At 59.8% G+C, this 18,690-nt stretch carries 18 protein-coding genes; 12 read left to right on the top strand and 6 right to left on the bottom strand.

The genetic code is table 11. The features are described from left to right. Positions 1 to 20: 20 nt before the first annotated feature. Genes AC6I7Z_RS02995 through AC6I7Z_RS02985 form a run of 3 tightly spaced genes read left to right on the top strand, consistent with a single transcriptional unit; the run spans position 21 to position 4,135 of the window. Complete coding sequence (locus tag AC6I7Z_RS02995; RefSeq protein ID WP_497813087.1) at positions 21 to 710, top strand: fimbrial biogenesis chaperone; 690 nt, start codon at positions 21 to 23, stop codon at positions 708 to 710. Beyond that, a complete protein-coding gene (locus AC6I7Z_RS02990; RefSeq protein WP_497813086.1) occupies positions 711 to 3,161 on the top strand; it encodes a fimbria/pilus outer membrane usher protein in 2,451 nt (816 codons plus the stop codon). It begins immediately after the preceding gene. Continuing rightward, a complete protein-coding gene (locus AC6I7Z_RS02985; protein WP_497813085.1) occupies positions 3,158 to 4,135 on the top strand; it encodes a Csu type fimbrial protein in 978 nt (325 codons plus the stop codon). Before AC6I7Z_RS02990 ends, AC6I7Z_RS02985 begins: the two co-directional genes overlap by 4 nt. Here AC6I7Z_RS02985 and AC6I7Z_RS02980 read toward each other — a convergent pair. Further along, the gene (locus tag AC6I7Z_RS02980) at positions 4,132 to 5,451 is read right to left on the bottom strand and encodes an MFS transporter (protein WP_497813084.1); all 1,320 of its coding nucleotides are present in this window, start codon (positions 5,449 to 5,451) and stop codon (positions 4,132 to 4,134) included. The two genes, AC6I7Z_RS02985 and AC6I7Z_RS02980, sit on opposite strands and share 4 nt — an antisense overlap. Positions 5,452 to 5,814: 363 nt before the next feature. Here AC6I7Z_RS02980 and AC6I7Z_RS02975 point away from each other — a divergent pair, with 363 nt between their 5' ends. From AC6I7Z_RS02975 to AC6I7Z_RS02965, 3 genes are all read left to right on the top strand, one after another. After that, the gene (locus AC6I7Z_RS02975; RefSeq protein ID WP_497813083.1) at positions 5,815 to 6,021 is read left to right on the top strand and encodes an AlbA family DNA-binding domain-containing protein; all 207 of its coding nucleotides are present in this window, start codon (positions 5,815 to 5,817) and stop codon (positions 6,019 to 6,021) included. Between the two features lie 89 nt (positions 6,022 to 6,110). Next, positions 6,111 to 7,139, top strand: coding sequence for a DUF8451 domain-containing protein (locus AC6I7Z_RS02970; protein WP_497813082.1), 1,029 nt, complete (start codon positions 6,111 to 6,113; stop codon positions 7,137 to 7,139). Then, the gene (locus AC6I7Z_RS02965) at positions 7,114 to 7,845 is read left to right on the top strand and encodes a hypothetical protein (protein ID WP_497813081.1); all 732 of its coding nucleotides are present in this window, start codon (positions 7,114 to 7,116) and stop codon (positions 7,843 to 7,845) included. Before AC6I7Z_RS02970 ends, AC6I7Z_RS02965 begins: the two co-directional genes overlap by 26 nt. Before the next feature lie 130 nt (positions 7,846 to 7,975). On the opposite strand, the gene exbD is transcribed toward AC6I7Z_RS02965, so the two are convergent. Further along, positions 7,976 to 8,398 (bottom strand): TonB system transport protein ExbD, encoded by a 423-nt coding sequence (exbD, locus tag AC6I7Z_RS02960; protein ID WP_033792211.1) that lies wholly within the window; start codon positions 8,396 to 8,398, stop codon positions 7,976 to 7,978. 4 nt (positions 8,399 to 8,402) lie between these two features. After that, positions 8,403 to 9,128, bottom strand: a complete 726-nt coding sequence (gene exbB / locus AC6I7Z_RS02955) for a tol-pal system-associated acyl-CoA thioesterase (protein WP_497815386.1) — start codon at positions 9,126 to 9,128, stop codon at positions 8,403 to 8,405. Positions 9,129 to 9,480: 352 nt separating this feature from the next. Here exbB and AC6I7Z_RS02950 point away from each other — a divergent pair, with 352 nt between their 5' ends. The 5 genes from AC6I7Z_RS02950 to AC6I7Z_RS02930 all read left to right on the top strand — a co-directional run bounded on the left by AC6I7Z_RS02950 (position 9,481) and on the right by AC6I7Z_RS02930 (position 14,399). After that, the gene (locus tag AC6I7Z_RS02950; protein WP_497813080.1) at positions 9,481 to 10,458 is read left to right on the top strand and encodes a TRAP transporter substrate-binding protein; all 978 of its coding nucleotides are present in this window, start codon (positions 9,481 to 9,483) and stop codon (positions 10,456 to 10,458) included. 46 nt (positions 10,459 to 10,504) lie between these two features. Next, positions 10,505 to 11,011, top strand: coding sequence for a TRAP transporter small permease (locus tag AC6I7Z_RS02945; protein WP_497813079.1), 507 nt, complete (start codon positions 10,505 to 10,507; stop codon positions 11,009 to 11,011). A gap of 9 nt (positions 11,012 to 11,020) precedes the next feature. Beyond that, the gene (locus tag AC6I7Z_RS02940; RefSeq protein WP_497813078.1) at positions 11,021 to 12,307 is read left to right on the top strand and encodes a TRAP transporter large permease; all 1,287 of its coding nucleotides are present in this window, start codon (positions 11,021 to 11,023) and stop codon (positions 12,305 to 12,307) included. A 133-nt stretch (positions 12,308 to 12,440) separates the two neighbouring features. Further along, on the top strand, positions 12,441 to 13,631 hold the full coding sequence (gene metC / locus AC6I7Z_RS02935) for a cystathionine beta-lyase (protein WP_497813077.1): 1,191 nt from the start codon (positions 12,441 to 12,443) through the stop codon (positions 13,629 to 13,631). Between the two features lie 105 nt (positions 13,632 to 13,736). Further along, on the top strand, positions 13,737 to 14,399 hold the full coding sequence (locus tag AC6I7Z_RS02930; RefSeq protein WP_033752447.1) for a DedA family protein: 663 nt from the start codon (positions 13,737 to 13,739) through the stop codon (positions 14,397 to 14,399). A 10-nt stretch (positions 14,400 to 14,409) separates the two neighbouring features. On the opposite strand, the gene AC6I7Z_RS02925 is transcribed toward AC6I7Z_RS02930, so the two are convergent. After that, positions 14,410 to 15,318: an AraC family transcriptional regulator gene (locus tag AC6I7Z_RS02925; protein ID WP_497813076.1), complete on the bottom strand. Its 909-nt coding sequence runs from the start codon at positions 15,316 to 15,318 to the stop codon at positions 14,410 to 14,412. A 193-nt stretch (positions 15,319 to 15,511) separates the two neighbouring features. Here AC6I7Z_RS02925 and dkgA point away from each other — a divergent pair, with 193 nt between their 5' ends. Then, positions 15,512 to 16,336: a 2,5-didehydrogluconate reductase DkgA gene (dkgA, locus tag AC6I7Z_RS02920; RefSeq protein ID WP_048783570.1), complete on the top strand. Its 825-nt coding sequence runs from the start codon at positions 15,512 to 15,514 to the stop codon at positions 16,334 to 16,336. Between the two features lie 53 nt (positions 16,337 to 16,389). On the opposite strand, the gene ftsP is transcribed toward dkgA, so the two are convergent. Further along, the gene (ftsP, locus tag AC6I7Z_RS02915; RefSeq protein WP_497813075.1) at positions 16,390 to 17,820 is read right to left on the bottom strand and encodes a cell division protein FtsP; all 1,431 of its coding nucleotides are present in this window, start codon (positions 17,818 to 17,820) and stop codon (positions 16,390 to 16,392) included. A gap of 131 nt (positions 17,821 to 17,951) precedes the next feature. Then, a complete protein-coding gene (locus AC6I7Z_RS02910; protein WP_497813074.1) occupies positions 17,952 to 18,689 on the bottom strand; it encodes a 1-acylglycerol-3-phosphate O-acyltransferase in 738 nt (245 codons plus the stop codon). Position 18,690 lies beyond the last annotated feature (1 nt).

The raw sequence follows: 18,690 nt of genomic DNA, 5'->3' as shown, positions 1-18,690 counted from the left end.
ATGCTAAAAGGAGAAAGTTGATGATGCGCGCCCTGTTGTTCTTTGTTTCCCTGCTGGCGGCCAGCGCCCAGGCGGCAAACTCGCTGATGATCTGGCCAATCGATCCCGCCATCAACCCGGAGGAGAAAGCGAGCGAGCTGTGGCTGGAAAATCGCGGCAGCGTCACCACGCTGATGCAGGTGCGCATCTTCAGCTGGCAGCAGGTTGGCGGCAAAGAGCAGTACGCCACGCAGCAGAGCATCGTCGCCAGCCCGCCGCTGGTGCGCATCGAGCCGGGGAAAAAACAGCTGGTGCGCCTGATTAAGCAGACGCCGCCCGGCGCGGGACAGGAGATGGCGTACCGCGTGGTGCTTGATGAGATCCCGACGCCGCGCACGCCGGGCGAAAACCAGGCGGGCCTGAATTTTCAGATGCGCTACTCGGTGCCGCTGTTCGTCTACGGCGACGGGCTGACGCGCGACGAGGCGAAGCCGGATCTCAGCTGGCGGCAGGTGAGCGAAGGCGGCCGATCCTGGCTGCTGATCGCCAATCGCGGCAGCGGCCATGCGCGCCTCAGCAACGTCACCGTCGGCGGACGCAAGCTGGGCGACGGCCTGTTCGGCTACGTGCTGGCGCGCAGCGAAAACCGCTGGCCGCTGAAAACTGCCCTTAGCGGCCAGATGACGGCAGACACCAACGCCGGCGCGTGGCGCAGCGCGCCCGGCCGCTAAATGCCGCGCGCACTTCACCCCTGCGCGCTGGCGGTGGCCAGCGTCTGCGCCTGTCTGACGCCCGCCGCCGCGCTGGCGGAGACCTTCTCGTCGCTGCCGCCGCCGCCGTCGCAGGAGAGCGGCGGCGATCGTCAGCGCTATATGCTGGAGCTGGTGGTCAACCAGCGCGAAAGCGGCGCTATCGTGCCGGTAGAGCGGCGCGACGGCCGCCTGCTGGTGGGCGCCGGCGATTTGCGGCGCGTCGGCATTCCCCAGGAGAAATTGCCCGACCCGCAGCAGGTCGACGTCAGCCAGTGGCCCGACGTCAAAGCGGATTACGACGATCGTCGGCAGCGGCTGCTGCTGACGGTGCCGCCCGCCTGGCTTCCCGGCCAGGTGATCGGCGAAGCGCAAAACGGGCCGCGCTACCCTGGCCGCGCCACAACCGGCGCGCTGTTCAATTACGACCTCTACGCCACGCGCACCACCAACGCGGGCACGCGACTTTCCGCCTGGAACGAGCTGCGCGTCTTCGGTTCCGCTGGCCAGTTTTCCAGCAACGGCGTCTGGCAGCAGCAGATCGAGGGCCGCGCCCCCGCGCAGGATGACGGCTATATCCGCTACGACACCTGGTGGAGCAACGAGGATGAGAACAACGCGGTCAGCTGGCGCGTCGGCGATCTCACCACCGACGCGCTGAGCTGGAGCAACAGCGTGCGTCTCGGCGGGATACAGGTCGGCCGCGATTTTAGCGTACGGCCCGATCTGGTGACCTATCCGCTGCCCGCCTTTTCCGGCCAGGCGGCGGTGCCCTCCACCGTCGATCTCTTTATCAACGGCTACCGATCCAGCCAGGCGAACGTGCAGCCGGGTCCCTGGTCGCTGACCAACGTGCCTTTCGTCAACGGCGCGGGCGATGCAGTGATCACCACCACCGACGCGGTGGGGCGTCAGGTCACGACGACGCTGCCCTTCTACGTCTCCAGCACGCTGCTGAAAGCGGGCCTGAGCGACTATTCCTTCTCCGCCGGGGCGTTTCGCGACAACTACGGCATTAAAAATTTCGATTACGGCGCGGCGGCGGCGAGCGGCTCGCTGCGCTACGGCGCCACCGACTGGCTGACGCTGGAAACCCACGCCGAAGGCAGCGACAGCCTGGCGATGGGCGGCGCGGGCGCGATGTTTCGCGTCGGCAGCCTCGGCGTGCTGAACGGCGCGCTTGCGCAGAGCCAGATGAGCGGCGCGGGCGGCACGCAGTACAGCTGGGGCTACCAGTACAACAACAGCTGGTTCAGCATCGGCACGCAGCATATTCTGCGCAGCCGCGACTTCGGTAACCTCGCGCTGCTCAGCAGCCGCACCGGCAACAGCGACACCAGCAATACCACCTATAGCCTGGCGCGCCGCAGCGCCCAGTACAACGCCAGCCTGTCGCTGAGCCAGTACGGCAGCCTCGGCGCCGCCTATATCGATATCAGCGGCGGCGACGGCCAGCACACGCGGCTGCTCAACCTCTCCTGGAGCAAAACCCTGTGGGGCAACTCCAGCCTCTACGTTTCCGCCAGCCGCGATCAGGAGCAGGGCGCATGGAGCGGCGCGATTTCGCTGGTGATCCCGTTCGGCGAGCACGGCAGCGCCTCGGTGAGCATGGAGCGCGACCAGCAGGGAGAAAATAATCAGCGGCTCTATCTGTCGCGTGCGATGCCGAGCGACGGCGGCTTCGCCTGGGACGCCTCCTGGGCTAATCAGGGCGGCAACAGCGGCGACTACCGCCAGGGAAGCCTGCGCTGGCGCAATAACAAAATCGACACCTCGGCGGGCTTCTATGGCGACGATGACTACAACACCCAGTGGGCGGATCTCGCCGGTTCGCTGGTGCTGATGGACAACCAGACCTTCGCCGCCAACGCCATCAACGACGCCTTCGTGGTGGTGAAAACCAGCTATCCCGACGTCAACGTGCGCTATGAAAACCAGTCGATGGGGCGCACCGATCGCAACGGCTATCTGCTGGTGCCCTCGATTAGCAGCTACTACCCGGCGAAGTACGATATCGATACGCTCGATCTGCCTGCCGATATGACGACGCCCAGCGTCGAGCAGCGCTTCGCGGTGAAACGCCAGAGCGGCTATCTGCTGCACTTTCCGGTGGAGAAGCTGCGCGCCGCCAGCGTGATCCTGCAGGATGCCGACGGCCAGCCGCTGCCGGTCTCCAGCCAGGTGCTGCGCGAAGGTCAGGCGACCGAGTATGTCGGCTGGGACGGCATCGCCTGGCTGGAGAACCTGCGCGCCCGCAACCCGATGCGCGTCGCCACGCCGGACGGCCGCACCTGCAACGCCGAGCTGACCATCGCCAGCGGCCAGCCGCAGGCGCTGAAAACCTATGGCCCCATCACCTGTGCGCTGCCGCCGCGCCCGGCAGGCGCGCCGGTGCCCAGTGCCGATAACTCTACCTCAGGGATCATGCCATGAAAAAAATCCTGCTGCTGCTGGCGCTGCTGGCGCTTTTCCCGACGCTGTCGCGCGCCGCCTGCGCCCTGCCCGCCTCTACCGCCAGCTTCGGTTCGGTGACGACCTTTGTGGTCAACAGCACGGCGCAGGCGACCTCGACCACTGCCAACGTCAACTGCGGGTCCGGCTCCTCGCTGTCGCTGCTGGGCAATAACCAGATCACCTTTCAGCTGACCGGCGCCACCAACGTCAACGGCACGCGCGGCACGCTCAAGCGCAGCGGCGACACCGGCACCGATAATATTCCGGTGCAGCTCTGCATCGACAGCGCCTGCGCCACCGAGCTGACCATCGGCGCCGCCGCCTACGTCTTCAGCCAGTCGGTGCTGGTCAATCTCGCCGGCCTGTTAGGCAGCCTCAACTTCGCCATTCCGGTCTATCTGCGCAGCGTGCCGGGCCAGACGGTGGCCGCCGGCACCTATACCACCACGCTCAACCTGGCGGTGACCTATAACATTTGCACCAGCGTCGGCGTCGGCAACGTTTGCCTGTCGCCGCAGACCGGCAGCGGCGTTATTCCCATCAGCGTCACCATGGTTGTCACCAACGACTGCACCACCATCACCGCGCCCAATATCAGCTTCGGCAGCGCGCCGCTGGTGGGCAGCTTCTCTGCCGTGTCGCAGACGATTAACGTGGTGTGCAGCAAAGGCAGCACCTATACGGTAGGGTTAAGCAACGGTAACTACCTCAGCGGCACGCAGCGTCAGATGGCGAGCGGCACGAACCGGTTGAGCTATGAGATTTACAAGGGAACCAGCAGCAACCGCTGGGGGCCGAGCGGCACCGAGCGCTACAGCAGCGCCAGCTCCACCAGCGTGAGCACGGACGGACTGACGCGCGGCTACAGCTATACCGCGCGCATCCTCACCACGCAAAACACGCCGCCCGCGGGGAACTACACGGACAGCGTGGTGGTGGACCTGTCGTTTTAAATTGAGGCGCCGGCGGTCGCGCCGCTGTGACGCGCACGGTACTGCCTGACCATGCGGCCAATCAGCAGCGTGCCGATCAGGCCGCAGACCGCGGCGAAGGTCAGCCAGACGCCGGGCATCGCCTTATCGCCGGTGGCGTGGATCAGGTAGCTGGAGATGGCGGGCGTAAAGCCGCCGAACAAGGCGGTCGCCAGGCTGTAGGCGAGCGAAAAGCCGGAGGCGCGCACTTCGGCAGGCATGATTTCCGCCAGATAGACCACCATCGCGCCGTTATAGCTGGCGTAGAGGAAAGAGAGCCACAGCTCCGCTTCCATCAGATGGGCGAAGGTCGGCGCGCCCACCAGCCAGTGCAGCACCGGCCAGGTGCTGACAATCATCAGCAGCGTAAAGGTAATCAACAGCGGACGGCGGCCGATACGATCCGACAGCGCGCCCATCAGCGGCAGCCAGATCAGGTTGGAGACGCCGACGCACAGCGTCACCAGAAAGCTCTCTTTATCGCTCATCATCAGCACGGTTTTGCCGAAGGTCGGCGTAAAGGCGGTGATCATATAGAACATCACGGTGGTGGTGACCACCATCAGCATACCCGCCAGCACCAGCGCCCAGCTGCTCGCCAGCGAACGCATAATCTGCCGCATAGTTGGATGCTGTTTGCGCTGGCTGAAGGCTTCGGTCTCTTCCAGCATGCGGCGCACCCAGAACAGAAAGGGCACGATCATACAGCCGACAACGAAGGGAATACGCCAGCCCCACTCCGTCACCGCCTCTTTCGCCAGCAGATGGTTGAGCAGCAGGCCGAGCAGCGCGGCGAAGATGACCGCAATCTGCTGACTGCCCGACTGCCAGCTAACGAAAAAGCCTTTGCGCCCTTTTGGCGCCACCTCGGCCAGATAGACCGAGACGCCGCCCAGCTCGACGCCGGCGGAGAAGCCCTGCAGCAGGCGGCCAAGCAGGATGAGAATCGGCGCGGCGGCGCCCAGCGTGGCGTAGCCCGGCACCAGCGCGATGGTGAGCGTGCCGATCGCCATCAGCCCTAACGTCAACAGCAGCCCCTTGCGGCGGCCATGATGGTCGATATAGGCGCCAAGCACGATCGCCCCTAACGGCCGCATCAGGAATCCGGCGCCGAAGGTCATCAGGGTCAACATTAGCGAGGCGAATGGGTCGTCGCCGGGAAAGAAGGTTTTCGCAATGGCGGTGGCGTAGTAGCCAAACACCATAAAGTCATACATTTCAAGGAAGTTACCGCTGGTAACGTTGAAGATAGTTCGGGCGCTGCCCTGAGGCTTTTGTAAAGACGGAGTGTGACTCATAGTGGCTTCCTGCGTTTTTTCTCCGTTTTAGCCTGAGCGAGGCGCGAATAACGTGATTAACCTCACCATTTCACTTTACAATTATGAAACCAAGGGTAACAAACAATTAACTCGACAACTATGCAGCAGGATTCACCGTTAAATGTTGCTGCACTGCCAACCTGTTCTTAAAACGGCTCACCATGTTACAAGCGGGTGAGTTGCTGGAGGTAAATCAGTTTTGCATTTACCTGAGATTTTTACAGCCTGAAACGGGTAACAATTCTTATCTCGAACCTGTCTCGCTGCCTTGTATAGGCGGCGATAAAGAGCGCGTGATGAAAGTATGGTAAATTAGTCTGTTTTTTGGGCAGGGAGATAAGTATGTTTCTGCAAATACAGGATATTATTGACCTGCAGACTCTTGTTGAATCCGAGCAGGTTGAATTTAAGTTAGCGGGTGGCAAAGATGGCAAAGGCGAGTTACCAAAAGATTTTTGGCCAACTTACTCTGCAATGGCTAATGGAAGAGGTGGCTGGTTATTCTGGGTGTTAAAGAACAGAATGGCGAATTCACGCTCGTTGGCGTAACGGACCCGCAAAAGATTAAAACGGATTTATTTAATCAACTGAACGACAGGGATCGCGTCAGTGCCAATGTTATTCAATCCGAAAAAGACGTGCAGCTGATAAGCTTGCACGGCAGGGATGTGCTGGCTATACACATCTCGCCCGCTATGCGGAAACAAAAACCTGTCCATCTAAAAAAAACACCTTTTGGTAATACCTACCAGCGGCTGCATGAAGGAGATCATATCTGTGATGATATAATGGTTAAGCGCATGCTTGCAGAGCAGATTCATGACAGCCGCGACAATGAAGTCCTCTCTGAACATTATAGTTTCGATGAAGATATTGAGCTCGACAGTCTGAAGATTTACCGCAACCTTCTTTCGTCAAATAATCCACAACACCCCTATCTTGCCTGCGAGCCTTTCGAGTTACTTAAGATGGTTGGTGGCTGGCGAAAAGACCGTGAAACGGGAAAACAGGGCATTACACTTGCAGGAATATTGATGTTTGGCAAGTGGGAAGCCATCACCGCTGCCTTACCAAACTATATGGTGGACTATCAGGAACGCCCAGAGGCCAAAACGGAATTGCGCTGGATCGACAGAATCACTCCTGATGGCACCTGGTCAGGTAATCTCTTTGATTTTTATCGTAAAGTTTATCAGCGACTGGTTGCCGATCTTAAAGTCCCCTTTACACTTGAAGAAGGTCAGCGTAAAAGCGATACGCCTGTCCATATCGCATTACGCGAAGCGCTAGTTAATACCCTCGTACACGCTGATTATTCGGATCGGGTTTCTGTTCTGATTGTTAAACGACCCGATATGTTTGGTTTTCGTAACCCTGGTCTTATGCGCCTGCCCCTGGAAGAAGTGGTTGCAGGGGGCACAAGCGACTGTCGCAATCGCCTTCTGCATCAAATGTTTCTGCTCATTGGCCTGGGCGAGAGAGCCGGTTCAGGCATGCCCAAAATTTTCAGTGGCTGGAAGTCGGCTAACTGGAGAATACCAAAGCTATGGGAAAAGTCAGTCCCGGCACAGACCTTACTGGAGCTTTCAACCGCCAGCCTTATTCCTCAGGACATTCTTGATACATTACACCAGCAATTTGGTGAGCGGTTTCGATCTGCTCGATGACTTTGAACAGGTCATTATTGCAACAGCAGCTATTGAAGGCTGGGTGAATCATGAACGCGCCTGTCAACTGACGACTAAACATCCACGAGAGGTTACTCTGACGTTGCCCCGGCTAGAGAGTAAAGGATTTCTTGCGGCGGGTGGAGAGCAAAAGAATAAACATTACACGCTGCCCGGCGTATCGGTAATGACACCGGACGAAGTTTTTTCTCAGGGAGTCGTTAATGTGTTAAGCAGCTCCACATATTACCGCGAGAGCTCCACATATAACGGGCAAAGCTCCACATATAGTGAGGCAGGTTTAACACAAAATAATATTACGCCCGATAACCCAGCATCCGATCTGGAAGAGGAGCATCACGGTATTGTAAGGGATGAATATGGACGTATATTAAATCGTTTCATCGACTTACCTTATATCGACTCCATCGATAACCTAACTCAATCGTTCCGGGAAGGTCTATTCGCGCTAGCGGCAGGTCCGCGTCAAAAAATGCGATTAAAGAACAAGGGATTGATGAATACGGCTATCCTGGCAGTGTGTGAGGGGCATTTTATTTCAGTATCTGCGTTAGGGGAGATTTTGAATCGTAACCCCAATGCGCTGCGTCAGCAGCATCTAAAGCAACTGGTGGAGCATGGACAACTTAAGTTGGCTTTCCCCCAGTATAAAAATCATTCGAAGCAGGGGTATAGTACGGTCTGAAAGAGCAAAGATGCATAAAGCGACTTTGCGATCGGGCCCGCTCACCCGCGCCCGCTCAGAATCCATAGACAGCCTTTCGCCACAGACAAAAAAGGCAGCCCTCAGGCTGCCCTTTTCCACTCGCGCAAATTTACTTCGCGGCGGTTTCCATCCCCATCAGGCCGATCTTGAGATAACCTGCGCCGCGCAGCTTATCCATCGCGCTCATCAGGGTCTCATAATCAACCGACTTATCAGCCTGGAAGAAGATAGTGGTCTCTTTGTTGCCTTCGGTCTGGCTGTTCAGCACCGCCACCAGCGTCTCCGGCGTCACCTGTTCATTGCCGATGTAAAACTGCTTATCCGCTTTAATCGACAAATAAACCGGCTTCTCCGGCCGCGGCTGCGGCGCGCTGGTCGAGGCGGGCAGATTAACGCGAACATCCACGGTCGCTAGCGGCGCGGCCACCATAAAGATGATCAGCAAAACCAACATAACGTCGATAAACGGCGTGACGTTGATTTCATGCATCTCGCCGTCGGTTTCCAGATCGTCGTTTAATCGCATCGCCATAAACTTAACCTACGCGTAATTTCTGAGCGGTCGGGCGCGCTTCAGCGCTTTTCGCGTGAATGTTGCCCAGATCGATATCGCGGCTCTGCAGTAGCAGGATCTGCGCGGCCACGTCGCCCAGCGACGCTTTATAGCCCGCGATCATGCGCGCGAAAACGTTGTAGATCACCACCGCGGGGATCGCCGCCACCAGGCCGATAGCGGTGGCCAGCAGCGCTTCGGCGATGCCGGGCGCGACAACCGCCAGATTAGTGGTCTGCGTCTGCGCGATGCCGATAAAGCTATTCATGATGCCCCAGACCGTCCCGAACAGGCCGATAAACGGCGCGACGGAGCCGATGGTGGCGAGGAAGCCGTTGCCGCGACCGGCGTGGCGGCTAAAGGCGGCGACGCGGCGCTCAAGGCGAAAGCTGGTGCGCTCTTTAATGCCGTCGGTATCGTCGACGCCCGCCGAAAGCGCAATCTCGTTTTGCGCGTCATTCAGCAACGCCGCGCTGTGGCTGTGGCTCTTGAACTGCGCGGCGGCGCGGGCGGCATCGCCCAGGCTGCGGGCTTCGCCCAGCGCCTGCTGCTCGCTTTTCAGTCGACGTTTCGCCGCGCTAAGCTCGGCAAACTTTCCGAAAAAAATCGCCCAGGTCACGACCGACGCCAGCAGCAGGCCGATCATTACCACTTTTACCACGATATCGGCATGTTGATACATGCCCCAAACAGAGAGATCCGTTTGCATCAAGTCACTGGCTACCACGCTGCGTCTCCAACTTCATATGCAGGAATAATGGATAAGCGCGAATAATAGCAAAAAACCGGCGAATTGATAGTAGTTCTCATTACTATTTACAAACAGTACGCCGCTCCCACTGGCCTGTTGCCGACCTTTTATGACACTTTTGAGCACTATTTCAGAAATGTGATTTCCCGTATAAATTTATTAAAACATCGTTTCAAAATGTGAGCTTGTTCATTCAATCAGCATTGCCGCATTTTCAGCCAGCACGATTTGCTTATTCTGGCAGCACGCGGGCCACTTCCTCTGCCGCCTATGACCTGTGCCCTCCTCTACCTGCCTGGAGAATAAAATAATGAGAGTGAATAAATGGATGCTTGCCGTTTCCGTCTCTGCTGCGCTTGGCCTGAGCGCGGCTCCGGCGTCGGCGAAGGTATTAAAGGTGGCGGAGGTCCAGCCCGCTGGCTACCCCACCGTCGTGGCGCTGCAGCATATGGGCGACAAGCTGAAGCAGGCCACTAACGGGCGGCTGGAGATGAAAGTCTACGCAGGCGGCGTGCTGGGCGACGAAGATCAGACGCTGCAGCAGGTGCAGCTCGGCGCCATCGACATGATCCGCGTTTCGCTGGCGCCGGTCACCACCATCGCGCCGGAAACCAGCGTGCTGACGCTGCCCTATATCTTTCGCGATGTCGATCATATGCACAAGGTGCTGGACGGTGAGGTCGGCAAGCAAATTGTCGACAAATTCGACGCCGACGCCAACGCGCGCATGGTCTTTCTCGGCTGGACCGACGCGGGCGAACGCAACATGATCACCAAAAAGCCGCTCAGCAAGCCGGACGATCTTAAAGGGATGAAAATCCGCGTGCAGAACAGCGCCATCTCGCTGGCGACGCTGAAAGCGATGGGCGCAAACCCGGTGGCGATGGGCGTCAGCGAAGTCTTCAGCGCCATGCAGACCGGCGTGGTGGACGGCACGGAAAACAACCCGCCGACCTTCGTCGCCCACAACTATCTGCCGGTCGCGAAGTACTACACCCTGACCGGCCACTTTATCCAGCCGGAGATGATCCTCTTTTCAAAAACCTCGTGGGCGCGTCTGTCGCCGGACGATCAGGCGCTGCTGAAAAAGCTCGGCAAAGAGGCGCAGGATGAAGAACGCCAGCTGTGGGCGACCTACACCCAGCAGTCGATCGAGAAGATGAAAGCGGGCGGCGTGACCTTTCAGGAGACCGACAGAGACTATTTCATGAAAGCGACGCAGCCGGTGCGCGATCAGTTTGGCGGCAAATATCAGGATCTGATGACGCAAATCGCCGACGTTAAATAACCTTCCGCCGCCGCGCCTTCCGCGCGGCGTTATTCAGGTAACGCATATGAACCGATACTCTCGTCTGATGGATGGGCTCTATCTGCTGTGCATGGGCATCGCCGCCGTCGCGCTGTTGATTATGGTGACGGTGATCCCCATCGGCATTTTCGCTCGCTATGTGCTCAACGGCGCGCTGGCCTGGCCCGAGCCGGTCGCCATCGTCTGCATGATTATTTTTACCTTTATCGGCGCGCCGGTCGGGTTTCGCGCCGGCACCCATATCTGCGTCTCGATGGTGACCGATCGCCTGTCGCCCGCCGCGCAGCGGCTGATGCTGCGCCTGTGCGATCTGCTGATGGTGGTGACCTGTTTGATCATCTTTCAGGCGAGCTACAGCCTGTGCGTAGCGATGTGGATCCAGCCGCTCGCCTCGCTGCCCTCGGTGACCTACGGCGAGATGTATTTGCCGATCCCCATCGGCGCGCTGTTTACCCTGTTGTTTGTTATCGAGCGGCTGCTGAACGGCGATCAAAGCCAGCGGCCAGTGGTGGTTTTAGGCGGCACCCATTAAGGAGCGACCATGGACGCATTGATGTTGATCGGCAGCCTGGTTGTGCTGCTGCTGTTGGGGTTTCCCGTCGCCTTCGCCGTGGGCCTCAGCGCCTTTATCGGCGCATGGTGGATCGATCTGCCGCTGGAAGCGGTGGTTATTCAAATTACGAACGGCGTCAATAAGTTCTCGCTGCTTACCATCCCCTTCTTTATCCTGGCGGGGGCGATTATGGCGGAAGGCGGCATCGCGCGGCGGCTGGTGAACTTCGCCTATATCTTTGTCGGCTTTATTCGCGGCGGTTTGTCGCTGGTGAATATTGTCGCCTCGACCTTTTTCGGCGCCATTTCCGGCTCGTCGGTGGCGGATACCGCTTCGATTGGCTCGGTGATGATCCCGCAGATGGAGCAGAAAGGCTATCCGCGCGACTTCGCGGCGGCGGTCACCGCCAGCGGATCGGTGCAGGCGGTGCTGACGCCGCCCAGCCATAACTCGGTGATCTACTCGCTGGCGACCGGCGGCGTGGTGACCATCTCCTCGCTGTTCGTCGCCGGTATCTTTCCCGGCCTGCTGCTGGGTTTCTGCCTGATGGTGATGTGCCTCGCCTTCGCGCGCAAGCGCGGCTATCCCAAAGGCGAGCGCATTCCGTTTCGCCAGGCGGTAAAGATCTTTTTCGACGCCTTCTGGGGTCTCTTTACCATCGTGATCATTCTGGGCGGCATTCTCTCCGGCATCTTTACCGCGTCGGAGTCGGCGGCGATCGCCTGCCTGTGGGCCTTCTTCGTTACCATGTTTATCTACCGCGACTTTAAGTGGAGCCAGCTGCATATCCTGCTGTTCCGCACCATAAAAACGGTGACTATCGTGATGGTGCTGATCGCCTTCGCGGCGGGCTTCGGCGCGGTCATGACCTTTATGCAGCTGCCGACCCTTATCACCGACGCCTTTACCAGCCTGTCGGACAACAAGTACGTCATCCTGATGTGCATTAACGTCTTGCTGCTGGTGATCGGCACGCTGATGGATATGGCGCCGATTATCCTGATCCTCACGCCGGTGCTGCTGCCGGTGGCGACCACGCTCGGCATCGATCCGGTGCACTTCGGCATGATCATGATGACCAATCTCGGCATCGGGCTGATTACCCCGCCGGTCGGCACGGTGCTGTTTGTCGCCAGCGCGGTGAGCAAACAGAAAATCGAGCAGGTGGTCGGCGCGATGCTGCCTTTTTACGGCATTCTGTTTTTGGTGCTGATGCTGATTACTTACGTCCCGGCGATTTCGCTCTGGCTGCCGCGGTTGATGGGGGTGATGTAAGCGGTTAAAAGGCGGCGCGCCGCGCCGCCTGTCCGCCCTCGGGCTGGTTCTGAATATCAGGATTTGGGATCAACCCTGACCGGCAATTCGTGGTAACGTGAAGGCTTTGTAGCAGGCCGCAGGGCAGACACGAATGACGACCAAAAAAATCGATACCACCTTAGTCAGCGCCGGGCGCAGCAAACGTTACACCCAGGGCGCGGTCAACAGCGTTATCCAGCGCGCCTCGTCGCTGGTGTTCGATAGCGTCGCCGATAAAAAGCGCGCCACGGCGGGACGCGCCGCCGGTGAACTCTTCTATGGCCGCCGCGGCACCCTGACCCACTTCTCGCTGCAGGATGCGATGACCGAGCTGGAGGGCGGCGCGGGCTGCGTGCTCTATCCGTGCGGCGCGGCAGCGGTCGCCAACGCCATTCTCTCGTTCGTTGACGCGGGCGATCATGTGCTGATGTGCGGCGCGGTCTATGAGCCGACGCAGGACTTCTGCACCAAAATTCTCAGCAAGCTCGGCGTCGCCACCACCTTTTACGACCACACCATCGGCAGCGAAATCGGCGCGCTGGTGCGCCCGGAAACCCGCGTGGTGTTTCTCGAGTCTCCCGCCTCTATCACTATGGAGGTGCAGGACATCCCGGCGATCGTCGCGGCGGTGCGCGCAAAGGCGCCGGACGCGGTGATCATGATGGATAACACCTGGGCGGCGGGCTTTTTCTTCAACGCGCTGGCGCACGGCGTCGATATCTCGATTCAGGCGGGCACCAAGTACCTGATCGGCCACAGCGACGCGATGATCGGCACCGCGGTGGCCAACGCGCGCTGCTGGGAGCAGCTGCGTGAGAACTCCTATCTGATGGGCCAGACGGTGGACGCCGACAGCGCCTATATGGCGAGCCGCGGCCTGCGCACGCTTGCCACGCGCCTGCGCCAGCATGAAGAGAGCGCGTTAAAGGTGGCGGAGTGGCTGGCGACGCGGCCGGAAGTGGCGCGCGTCAACCATCCGGCGCTGGCGCAGAGCAAAGGTCACGCCTTCTGGAAACGCGACTTCAGCGGCAGCAGCGGCCTGTTCTCTTTCGTGCTGCATGAAAAACTGGACGGCGAAAAACTGGCGCATTACCTCGATCGCTTCCACCATTTCAGCATGGCCTACTCGTGGGGCGGCTACGAGTCGCTGATTCTGGCGAACCAGCCGGAAGAGCTGGCGGCGATCAGGCCGGCGGGCGGCGTCGACTTTGACGGCACGCTGGTGCGCCTGCATATTGGCCTGGAGCATGTCGACGACCTGATTGACGATTTAACGGCAGGCTTTGCACGCCTGACGCAGTAGTAACTTAAACAGAACCTCAACCACGCCATGGCGACCGGCCGCAGATCAAATCTCTCTGCCGGATTGCCGCTAAAATAGATTCCTTGTAACTCGATGGGATAGCAGATGAGTGTTTTACACGAGATTGTTCATGCGCTCTGGCATCAGGACTTCGCCGCGCTGGCCGATCCAAATGTGGTTTGGGTAGTTTACGGCGTGATGTTTCTGACGCTGTTTCTGGAGAACGGCCTGCTTCCCGCCTCTTTTTTGCCGGGCGACAGCCTGCTGCTGCTGGCGGGCGCGATGGTGGCCAAAGGGGTGATGGATTTTTTCCCCACTATGGTGATCCTCACCACCGCCGCCAGCCTCGGCTGCTGGCTGAGCTACCTTCAGGGACGCTGGCTCGGCAACACGCGCCTGGTGAAAAGCTGGCTGATGCACCTCCCGGCGCAATATCATCAGCGCGCGTGGCAGCTGTTTAACCGTCACGGCCTGATGGCGCTGCTGGTTGGCCGCTTCCTGGCGTTCGTGCGCACCATTCTGCCCACCATGGCGGGCATTTCTGGCCTGCAGAACGGCCGTTTCCAGCTGTTTAACTGGCTGAGCGGGCTGCTGTGGGTGGCGATTGTCGTGGCGTTTGGCTACGGCATCAGTCAGGTGCCCTTTATCAAACGCCATGAAGATCAGGTGATGGCGATCCTGATGGTGCTGCCGATGGTGCTGCTGTTTGTCGGCCTCGCGGGCAGCATCGTGGTGATCTGGAAAAAACGTCGCCAGAAACAAGCCTGATCGCGCGGCGTCAGGCCTGCGGTTCCGCCACGGTCTGACGCACGCGGCTAATCTCCTCTCCCGGCGTCACGCCGAAATAGCGCTTAAACTCCCGTGAAAACTGCGATGGGCTTTCGTAGCCCACCCGCACTGCCGCCGCGCTCGCCTTCAGCCCGTCATGCAGCATCAGCAGCCGCGCCTGATGCAGACGGTAGCGCTTCAGGTACTGCAGCGGCGAGGTTTGCGTCACCGCCTTGAAGTTGTGATGAAACGCCGAGACGCTCATGTTCACCTCCGCCGCCAGCGCGTCAACGCTGAGGTTGTCCGCATAGTGATTTTCAATGCGGCGCAGCGCGCGGGCGATCTGGCTGAACTGGGTCTGGCGGCTCACCAGCGACAGCAGCGCGCCGCCCGTCGGCCCGGTCAGCACGTAGTAGATAATCTCCCGCACGATCTGCGGCCCAAGCACGCGCGCGTCGCGCGGATGCTCCATTACGTCCAGCAGGCGCTCCGCCGCGCACAGCATCGGCTCGGTCAGCCAGGCGGAGTGAATGCCGGAAGTCTGCGGCTGCGGCTGGAAATCTTCGTCGTCGCCGATTTCGATCAGCAGATCCTGCAGGCTGGCGGTGTCGACCGTCAGAAACATGCCGGCGACCGGCTCTTCCGGCGACGCCCAGGTTTCGCACTCGACCGGCAGCGGCACGGTGAGCATCAGATATTTCGTGGCGTCATAGGTAAAAACGGTGCTGCCGAGATAGCCGGTTTTGCTGCCCTGAAACAGAATCACGATACCGGGCAGGTACATCATCGGCGTACGCGGCTGATATTGATTAAGGTAGATCAGGTTGACGTTCTCCACCGGACAAAGGCGGTTGCGTCCATGGGTCATTAAGGTCACGACCTGGTTCGCCAGGTGCTGACACAAAGCTTCGTGCGCCATGCATATCTCTCGCAGGGTAAAGAAACCAGTCTGCCAGGCTGCTGCGAAATTCGCCACTGAAATGGAGAAACAGGCAAGACTTCCGCAGGATCAGGCAGGGCGGGAAACGGAATTGCCGCCCACAATGAAACGGTGGCAGGTTTGTTGACTAGACTTAAGCCTCACAGGTTCACTGCAACAGAAAGGAGCACCTATGGCAGATCAACCGATTATCAAACTGCACGACGGCAATATGATGCCGCAGCTGGGGCTTGGCGTATGGCAGGCGAGCAACGAAGATGCCCATCGCGCCGTGCTTAAGGCGCTGGAGGTCGGCTATCGCTCGATCGACACCGCCGCCGCCTATAAAAACGAAGAGGCGATCGGCCAGGCGTTACAGGATACCGACGTGCCGCGCGAAGAGATTTTCGTCACCACCAAGCTGTGGAACGAGGATCAGCAGAATGTGCAGCAGGCGATGGAAACCAGCCTGAAGAAACTGCAGCTGGAGCAGGTCGATCTCTACCTGATGCACTGGCCGTGCCCGGAGAAAGATCATTACGTCGACGCGTGGAAAGAGATGATCAAGCTGCAGCAGCAGGGGCTGACCAAAAGCATCGGCGTCTGTAACTTCCACGAAGCGCACCTGAAGCGCCTGCTGGATGAAACCGGCGTCTCGCCTGTGGTCAATCAGATCGAGCTGCATCCGATGCTGCAGCAGCGCACGCTGCACGCGTGGAATGCCATGCATCAGATCCAGACCGAATCCTGGAGCCCGCTGGCGCAGGGCGGCGAAGGGGTGTTCGATCAGGAGATTATTCGCCAACTGGCGAAGAAGTACGGCAAAACCCCGGCGCAGATCGTGATTCGCTGGCATCTCGACAGCGGGCTGGTGGTGATCCCGAAATCGGTGACCCCTGAGCGTATCGCGGAGAACTTCGCGGTGTTCGATTTCCGCCTGGAGAAGACCGAGCTGAGCGAAATCGCGAAGCTGGATCGCGGCAACCGTCTGGGGCCGGACCCGGAAACCTTCAATTAATTCTGGCTAAGCGCGCTCTCCTTGCGGGCAGCGCGCCCTTTTCGCCGGACCCCTTACGTCGTCGGCTGCACCAGCAGCTGCCCCGCCGTGCCGAGATCGGCCAGCTCCAGCGTCTGGCTGTAGTAGACAAAGGGGAAATGATCGGACGAGCTTTGCGGAAAGCTCACCAGCAGCTCGACCTCGCCATCCACCCAGACGGTATCTTTCCAGCCGCGATCTTCGCCCATCGGCTGCGCGCCGTTGACGCTCTTGATCAGGAACATCGCTCCCTGAATATGCATCGCCTGCGGCCGATCGGCGCGCAGGATCCAGCGCTCGAAGGTGCCCTGCTGCACGGTGGTATCGATGCGGTTCAGATCCCACTGCGCGCCGTTGATGCCCGGCATATCCTCGCCGATGCGGAATTCGCGCGTGCGCGTCGCCATGCCGTCGAGGATCTGATCCGCCAGCAGGCGCATCGGCAAATTATCGGTCACCAGCGGCAGCAGACCGGTCGGACGCAGCGTCAGCACCAGCGTGTTGGTGAGGATCGATGAGGGTTCGAACAGGCCGCGCAGGCGGTCCATAATGCCCGCCGCCGTGCCGGCGGTAATCGACACCTCGTCGCCCTGCGACATATCGATCAGCACTTCGCGGCGCTCGCCCGGCGCCAGCGAGAGCTGCTGCACCGCCACCGGCGCAGGCAGAAAGCCCTGATCGCTGGCGATAACGGTAAAGGGACGGTTATCGCTCAGCGACAGCTGGTAGCGGCGCGCGTTCGAGGCGTTGAGCAGGCGCAGGCGCACCCAGCCGCGCGACACTTCGACAAAGGGATTCTGCACGCCGTTGACCAGCAGCACGTCGCCGAGAAAGCCGCCGTCGCGCGGCGGATCGTAGGCGGGCGTGCCGAAGTTATCGAGGCGCTTGTCCTGAATGATCAGCGGGAAGTCGTCGACGCCGTAGTGGCGCGGCAGCGGCAGCTGTTTGCTCACCTCATCCTCGATAAGCCACATGCCCGCCAGCCCGTTGTAGATATGCGGCGCCATGTGGTTCGGCGTGCTGGCGTGGTACCAGCAGGTCGCGGCGTTCTGGCGGATCGGCAGCACGGGCGCCCAGTCAGCGCCGGCGGACATCATGCGCGGCGCGCCGCCCATCAGCGCGCCCGGCACCTGCAGGCCGCTGACGGTCATCGCCACCGGCTCGTTAAGGCGGTTGCTGTAGATGAGCTTAACGTCGTCGCCGCTGTAGACACGCACCGTCGGACCGAGATAGAGCCCGTTTACGCCCCATACCGGCACTTTGTTATTGTCGCCGAGAAAGGACCAGTGGCTGCGCATCAGCGTCAGAAAGAGTGGCTGACCGCGACGCGATTCGATAAGCGGCGGCACCGGCAGCGGCGTATCGCCGCCGGGCGCGGAGGCGGCGCGCGCCGCGGAAGGTAAGAGACCTGCGCTAAGCGCAGCGCCAGCAGAAAGCTGGATAAACTGTCGTCTGCTGAAAGACATAGAACGTCAAACCCTTTACGCGTGGCGCTTGCGCGCCAGCCATTGTTATTTTTGCTTTATTGCTGTGTTGCGTCGCGGCGGGCAGAGCGCGCCGCGTGCATCCGTGCGGGTGCCGGCGAGAAGCTGGCCGGTCAGAGTTTACCGCTTTTTTCGCGCGCTTCGACTTCGGCGTTGAGCGCTTCCAGTTTCTCCATCATCAGCTCACGACAATGGGTAGCGAGCTTGCGCACCGACTGCGTAGTGTAGCCGCTGGTGTCGACCGGCGGCAGCATCTCGACGATCACCAGGCCGTTTTTCAGGCGGTTGAGGTTGATCTTGCCGTGCGTGTTGGAGACCACGATAGGAATAATGGGCACGCCTGCCGCGACGGCCGCATGGAACGCGCCGGTTTTAAAAGGTAGCAGACCGCGGCCGCGGCTGCGCGTGCCTTCCGGGAACATCCAGAACGAGATGCGCTTCTTTTTAAACTGATCGACCAGCTGGCTGATGGTGCTGTGCGCCTTTGAGCGGTTGTCGCGGTCGATCAGCAGGTTGCCGGTCAGCCAGTAGAGCAGACCGAAGAACGGCACCCACAGCAGGCTCTTTTTGCCCACCGTGACGGTCGTCGGCTGAACAATCTTCGCCGCCGTGATCATGTCGTAGTTGTTCTGGTGGTTGGCGATATAGATAGCGTTGCCGTAGTGGGCCGCCTCAGGCGGTTTACGCAGCTCGACCTTTATGCCGAACACGCCGGAAAGACGGCCGAAGAGATGGCCGAAGGTGGCGACGTGGCGCGGATTGCGCGGCGAAAACAGACACCAGATGCAGCCGAAAACACAGACCAGAATCGAGTAAATCACCACAAAGATGGTGCGCAGTACTAGTAACATA

The sequence above is a fragment of the Pantoea sp. X-Soil-MYKO-1289 genome (assembly GCF_059730625.1).
Note: the sequence above shows the minus strand (reverse complement) of the source record. Positions and strands in the feature narration are given on the sequence as shown.

Bases quoted from the DNA above. Each gene is read 5' to 3' on its own strand.
- AC6I7Z_RS02995 (WP_497813087.1), top strand. From the start codon at position 21: ATGATGCGCGCCCTGTTGTTCTTTGTTTCCCTGCTGGCGGCCAGCGCC.
- AC6I7Z_RS02990 (WP_497813086.1), top strand. From the start codon at position 711: ATGCCGCGCGCACTTCACCCCTGCGCGCTGGCGGTGGCCAGCGTCTGC.
- AC6I7Z_RS02985 (WP_497813085.1), top strand. From the start codon at position 3,158: ATGAAAAAAATCCTGCTGCTGCTGGCGCTGCTGGCGCTTTTCCCGACG.
- AC6I7Z_RS02980 (WP_497813084.1), bottom strand. From the start codon at position 5,451: ATGAGTCACACTCCGTCTTTACAAAAGCCTCAGGGCAGCGCCCGAACT.
- AC6I7Z_RS02975 (WP_497813083.1), top strand. From the start codon at position 5,815: ATGTTTCTGCAAATACAGGATATTATTGACCTGCAGACTCTTGTTGAA.
- exbD (WP_033792211.1), bottom strand. From the start codon at position 8,398: ATGGCGATGCGATTAAACGACGATCTGGAAACCGACGGCGAGATGCAT.
- exbB (WP_497815386.1), bottom strand. From the start codon at position 9,128: ATGCAAACGGATCTCTCTGTTTGGGGCATGTATCAACATGCCGATATC.
- AC6I7Z_RS02950 (WP_497813080.1), top strand. From the start codon at position 9,481: ATGAGAGTGAATAAATGGATGCTTGCCGTTTCCGTCTCTGCTGCGCTT.
- AC6I7Z_RS02945 (WP_497813079.1), top strand. From the start codon at position 10,505: ATGAACCGATACTCTCGTCTGATGGATGGGCTCTATCTGCTGTGCATG.
- AC6I7Z_RS02940 (WP_497813078.1), top strand. From the start codon at position 11,021: ATGGACGCATTGATGTTGATCGGCAGCCTGGTTGTGCTGCTGCTGTTG.
- metC (WP_497813077.1), top strand. From the start codon at position 12,441: ATGACGACCAAAAAAATCGATACCACCTTAGTCAGCGCCGGGCGCAGC.
- AC6I7Z_RS02930 (WP_033752447.1), top strand. From the start codon at position 13,737: ATGAGTGTTTTACACGAGATTGTTCATGCGCTCTGGCATCAGGACTTC.
- AC6I7Z_RS02925 (WP_497813076.1), bottom strand. From the start codon at position 15,318: ATGGCGCACGAAGCTTTGTGTCAGCACCTGGCGAACCAGGTCGTGACC.
- dkgA (WP_048783570.1), top strand. From the start codon at position 15,512: ATGGCAGATCAACCGATTATCAAACTGCACGACGGCAATATGATGCCG.
- ftsP (WP_497813075.1), bottom strand. From the start codon at position 17,820: ATGTCTTTCAGCAGACGACAGTTTATCCAGCTTTCTGCTGGCGCTGCG.
- AC6I7Z_RS02910 (WP_497813074.1), bottom strand. From the start codon at position 18,689: ATGTTACTAGTACTGCGCACCATCTTTGTGGTGATTTACTCGATTCTG.